The sequence below is a fragment of the Paraburkholderia sp. genome (genome assembly GCF_036488505.1).
In the GTDB taxonomy this organism is placed as follows: domain Bacteria; phylum Pseudomonadota; class Gammaproteobacteria; order Burkholderiales; family Burkholderiaceae; genus Paraburkholderia.
Genome location: NZ_DASXHN010000225.1, coordinates 1 through 5,010, shown reverse-complemented (window position 1 = coordinate 5,010; position 5,010 = coordinate 1). Strand labels below are relative to the sequence as shown.

Here is a 5,010-nt window from a genome sequence, read left to right as displayed (position 1 = left end):
ATGGATCGAGGGGAGCCTCGGCATCGACATCGCGCCGGGCAATCGCATTGTCATCCTGCTGGTTCTGGGCATTCTGTCCGCGCAGTCGCACGCACAGGGCTGAGGTCGACAGACCATGAGCACTTGAGAGGTCGACGGTGCAAGTCGTCACCGCAAGCGTGACCGATCGCGGCGGCCGCCCGCGCAATGAAGATTCGTTCGGCGACCGGACGAGTGAACGGCTCTACTATTGCGTGGTCGCGGACGGTGCCGGCGGTCACGGCGGCGGCGACACGGCCTCGCGCCTCGTCGTCGATTCCGTATTGGCGGATTTGCGCTACCTGACCCTTGCCGAACTACCGCCGACGGGCGAACGGCTCGTCAGCGCGCTGACGCACGCCAATGAGAACATCGTCGAAGAACAGTCGCGCGGCGACGGCAACGAAAAAGACATGCGCTCGACTGCCGTGGTGCTCGCCATCGATCGCGAATGCGCGACGGCCGCGTGGGCCCATTGCGGCGACACCCGACTCTACTGTTTCCGCCACGGCGAAATCGGCGCGCGCACGCGGGACCACAGCATGGTGCAGCAGATGGTCGACGCGCAGTTGCTCACCGAACAGCAGATGCGCGATCACCCGCGTCGCAATGTGCTGTACGCGGCTCTGGGCACCCGTGAGCCGCTACCCATTGCGGGCGTGCACGGTACGTTCGCGCTGCGCGACGGCGACGCGTTCCTGATTTGCACCGACGGACTTTGGGAGTACGCCGACGACGCCCGCATCATCGAAGCGCTGGCCGATGCCGCGACACCCGGCGCCTGGCTCGACGCGCTCGCGCAACAGGTGTACGCGAGCGCCAGCACGAATCACGACAACTTTACGGCGCTCGCGGTGTGGGTCACCGACGATCCGGAGGTGACAAGATTGGCGGTGGGCCCGGGGCCGGGCCCGGCGTAACGCCGCCGATGCTTCGACTTGTTCGAACGACCGACAAGTTGCACGCTCGTACCCACACCAACAACGATCAGGCGGCAGTCTCAGGGGTGGAACAAGCTGCGATTGTGACTGGCGCCGAGTTCGGTCATAAACAGTCGCGCGAATTTCTGGCAGTTGTTGTGCAGCAGCTTGTAGTCTGGCCCACACATCAGCCGCGTACTGAGGAATGCCTTCTGCAGCTGCCGCGGCATCACGGCTACCGGGTTGGGGCTGTAGGTATCGCTTTGGGTGTACCACCGGACGTTCTTGTCCTCGTCCGTGGCGAATTCCACCGTGCCGTTCTCGCCCATCCACAGGCCGAAGTTGAGCACGAGGATGCCGTTTGCACGGTTGCTGACGAAAATCTGGCTGTGGTGCGGGATGGCGCCGGCGCTGACTTTGCGCCACATGTGGTGGACGTTGCAGGAAATGCCGTCGTTGACAAGCGCCTGGATGCTTCCCGCTATTTCCGACGGGAATAGACCGCCGCCGGCGTCGGAATTCTGGCTGGACTCGCTGGGGGTCTGCGCACTTCTTGAACCGAGACCAAACATGGAACGTCCCTCCTTCATTGCGTTTCGATTTTTTGCTGTCGACACCTGATTACGCCCGGTGACGCGGTGTCCAGCTACTCACCTACTGATTAGTACCCTGAAGTGTAGGCAGCCGGGCGACCGGTGCCAAGTTGATCGATGTGAGATCGAACTGGCCCAACCATGTATTCGGTATTGCCAGAGCGCCACTGGCTCAGCCTTTTGAGCAAATTGCAACGGCTTGCCGCGCAAACCCGCTTTTTTTGCAGCACGCGCTGCAGCACCCGCAAAAAGGGCGCGCCCCGAAAATCATACGATTACCGCATCTCCGTGCAGAAGGTCCTCCGTCTGGCCTGGACACGGTGGAACGTTCGTTGCGGGACACGAATCTGCCGGGTCCTGAACACGCACGGTTCCGCAATACGAAGAACATGTGCCTGCCTATTGCTAGCAGCGGTTGGCATGGCGGGAGAATGGCGGCGCTCGTACATTGCCTGAAGGCAGGCCGGACGATGCCCGGTTCGTTACCGGCGCCGATATCGCGAGATTCTCGACATGTCCAGAAGACTCCCTCCCCTCATCGCTGTAAGAGCGTTCGAGGCAGCGGGCAGGCATGTGAGTTTCACCAGGGCCGCCATGGAGCTGAATGTGACGCACGGTGCCGTTAGCCGGCAGGTTGCGCAGCTCGAGAGATGGCTCGGCACGCCGCTGTTCAGGCGCAGCGCCTCGCAGTTGCTGCTGACAGAAGCAGGCCGTGAGTATCTCGCCGTCGCGACCGCGGTGCTCGACCGCCTCGCCGTGGCGTCGCGGGATCTCGTCGAGCAAGCGGCGCCTACCGCGCTCACCATCAACGCACCGCCCACGTTCACGATGCGCTGGCTGATCGCGCGTCTGTCGGCTTTTCAGCGCAAGCGGCCTGATGTCGAAGTCCGGCTTACGACGTCGATCGCCCCGGTCAATTTCCACGAGCACCGCTACGACATCGCGATTCGCGGAGCGCATGAGCCAATCCCGGGCTGCGTGTCATTCCCGTTCATGACCGAAGTGATCGTGCCGCTTTGCCACTGCGATCTGCTCGAAGGCGGGCGCCTGCGTGGGCCCGAGGACCTCGCCGGCCAGACGCTGATTCGTTACGTGACCGAGCCGTATTCGTGGGAGCAATGGCTCGCGCAGGCGGGCATACCGGATCTGAAGCCCGTCGCCGAGTTGAAGTTCGAGCACATGTACCTGGCCTTGCAGGCTGCAGCGGAAGGGCTCGGCCTGGTGCTGGCACCTCTTTTTCTCGCCATCGACGAAATCGTTGCGGGTCGGCTATGTGCTCCGCTTGGTCCGCGCGCGGCCCAGTATCGGAAGTATTTTGCGTGCGCGAGCCACACGAGTCCGGTGATCGAAACATGCTACGAATGGCTGTCCAACGAAGGTCACGACACACAGCAGTCGACGGCAGCCTGGGCTGCGTCCGTCGGCTGGCCGCCTGGCGCCTGTGAGGGAGACTCACGGCGCTGTGAGTAAAGATGGTTTGCACCAAACGGCAATCTCTCCGACCATCTGGGAAACCGCTGGATTAGGACATGCAAGGCGGTGTGAGCGACTGATTAAACATCCCTGCGCTTCTCTGAAAGGACATGTCATGACTGAAACGTTGATGGGCCTGATCATCGGAGACTCGGCCCTTGGCATCGCAATGATCATGGTGATAAACCACTATCGCCGTGAGCGGCTGCGCAAAAGAATGCTACGACATCTGGATCAGATTGACGGGTGGCATCTCCCGCGTGGTCGGACGTGATCGCCGGGCCGCGCGCGGATAGCCATACTCACGTTCGAGACGCGTGAAGGTGGCTACGAGCCCGCGACGATAACGTTTGTCGACACGTTCGCGGGTCGCTGAAAACAATGCTCAGGCGGCTCGAGAGCAGGACCCTGGTCGCCGCCGCCCAACTTCGCCAGACACTCCGGCGCTGCACCGCTGCAGGCGGCGACGTGAAGTCGTCGACGCAGCGGATCGCCGTGGTGCGGCCGACTTCCGGTGCCGCGACCGGCGCAGTCGGTCACAACATGAGACAAGTGCATGATCAAAAGCATTAAAAACGGGCCCGCAAACCGGAAGAGCCCCTATACGCGGCATACCGCCGAAGCCGCGATTTCCCATCTCGAACGGATTCTGTCAGATGATGGCGCAGACTCACTATTCAGCCGGACCTACTGGCGCGCACGCGTTGAGCAGTTGACCACTACGCCCGGACTAACGCCGGAGCAGCGGTCAAGGCTTACCCGACTCCTTGAGTCTCTTCGTCCTCCGCTTGTGGGAAAAATCTAGAGAAAAGGGCAATCGGCGGTAGCGGCTCCTGAGGGTCACGCGCAAGCCTCGTTTTGCGATGCGATGCGGGAGCACGCCGCGCGGTGTTCATCGCGTCGACCATGCCGATTCATGGCGCAGGAGCCCAGTCCCATCCAAACGGAGTGGGATCACGGCTGACATTGTCATCGCCATCGCCGGTGTCGCGCATCGCCACATTAACGGTAAACGTGCTCTGCGCAACGATGTTGTCGGACGCATTGCCGACATAAACGGTATAAGTGCCCGCGGCGATCTTCCAGCTCTGTGCCGCACTGTCCCAGTAGCTGAGCGCGTGAAAACCGTTAATCGGATAGATGGACAGCGAAAGCGCCCTCTTCTCGCCCGGCTTGAGCAGCACTTTCTGGAAAGCGATCAGCCGCTTCGTGGGTTCGCCGAGGTTCGGCGGCAAGCCCAGATAGACCTGTGCGACCTCCGCGCCTTCGCGCAGCCCGGTGTTCTGCACGCTCAGCGCGACCTGAATCGGACCGTTGCCGGTATAGCCACGCGGCGAAACCTGGACGCCGGAAATGTTGAAAGACGTGTACGACAAGCCGTGACCAAACGCGAACAACGGTTTGAGCTGTCGCGTGTCGTACCACCTGTAACCGACCAGTAGACCCTCCGAATATTGCACCACCGGATTCGCCCCGGAGGTTCCGGGGTAGCGCTCGGGCGTGCTGGTCGGCGTATCCGTAGCCAGTCGTGGATACGTGACCGGCAGCTTGCCGGAAGGATTGGCCAGTCCGAACAGCAATCGCGCGACGATGTTGCCGTCTTCCTGTCCCGAATACCATGTCTCCAGAATGGCCGGGACCTGGTCGACCCACGGCATCAGAACCGGGTCGCCGTCCTTCAGAACCACGATCGTTCGCTTATTGCGGTTCGCGACAGCCGCTATTAAATTGTCCTGCCCTTTCGGCAACGACAGATCGGGACGGTCAGTCCCCTCTCCCGTCACGACGCCCGCCATCACGATCGCGACGTCGGCGCTCGCCGCAGCCGCGGCGACCGCCGCGTCCATGCTGCCGTCGTTCGGCGCGGCGAACACCTTCACGGTCGCACTGGAGCCTAGCTGCCGAAGTACGTTCGTGATCCCTTGTTGTGGGCCGACGGTGTAGGTAGGCAGTACTCGCGAACTACCGCCTCCGCCAGCGATAGCATCATCCACATAGGTATGGTG

Annotated in this window: 5 protein-coding genes; 3 read left to right on the top strand and 2 right to left on the bottom strand. The window is 62.1% G+C overall.

Features of this window, described 5'->3' with window-relative positions; genetic code table 11:
• The first annotated feature begins 137 nt into the window (after positions 1–137).
• A complete protein-coding gene (locus VGH68_RS13550) occupies positions 138–938 on the top strand; it encodes a PP2C family protein-serine/threonine phosphatase (RefSeq protein WP_331604141.1) in 801 nt (266 codons plus the stop codon).
• A gap of 80 nt (positions 939–1,018) precedes the next feature.
• On the opposite strand, the gene VGH68_RS13545 is transcribed toward VGH68_RS13550, so the two are convergent.
• Complete coding sequence (locus VGH68_RS13545; RefSeq protein WP_331604140.1) at positions 1,019–1,510, bottom strand: hypothetical protein; 492 nt, start codon at positions 1,508–1,510, stop codon at positions 1,019–1,021.
• Positions 1,511–2,044: 534 nt separating this feature from the next.
• On the opposite strand from VGH68_RS13545, the gene VGH68_RS13540 reads away from it, so the two are divergent.
• Both VGH68_RS13540 and VGH68_RS13535 read left to right on the top strand, forming a co-directional pair.
• Entirely contained in the window at positions 2,045–3,001 is a 957-nt protein-coding gene (locus VGH68_RS13540; RefSeq protein ID WP_331604139.1) for a LysR substrate-binding domain-containing protein, read from the top strand.
• A 118-nt stretch (positions 3,002–3,119) separates the two neighbouring features.
• The gene (locus tag VGH68_RS13535) at positions 3,120–3,278 is read left to right on the top strand and encodes a hypothetical protein (RefSeq protein ID WP_331604138.1); all 159 of its coding nucleotides are present in this window, start codon (positions 3,120–3,122) and stop codon (positions 3,276–3,278) included.
• Between the two features lie 640 nt (positions 3,279–3,918).
• On the opposite strand, the gene VGH68_RS13530 is transcribed toward VGH68_RS13535, so the two are convergent.
• Positions 3,919–5,010: glycoside hydrolase family 3 C-terminal domain-containing protein (locus VGH68_RS13530; protein ID WP_331604137.1), on the bottom strand; the 1,092-nt coding region annotated here is incomplete at its 5' end.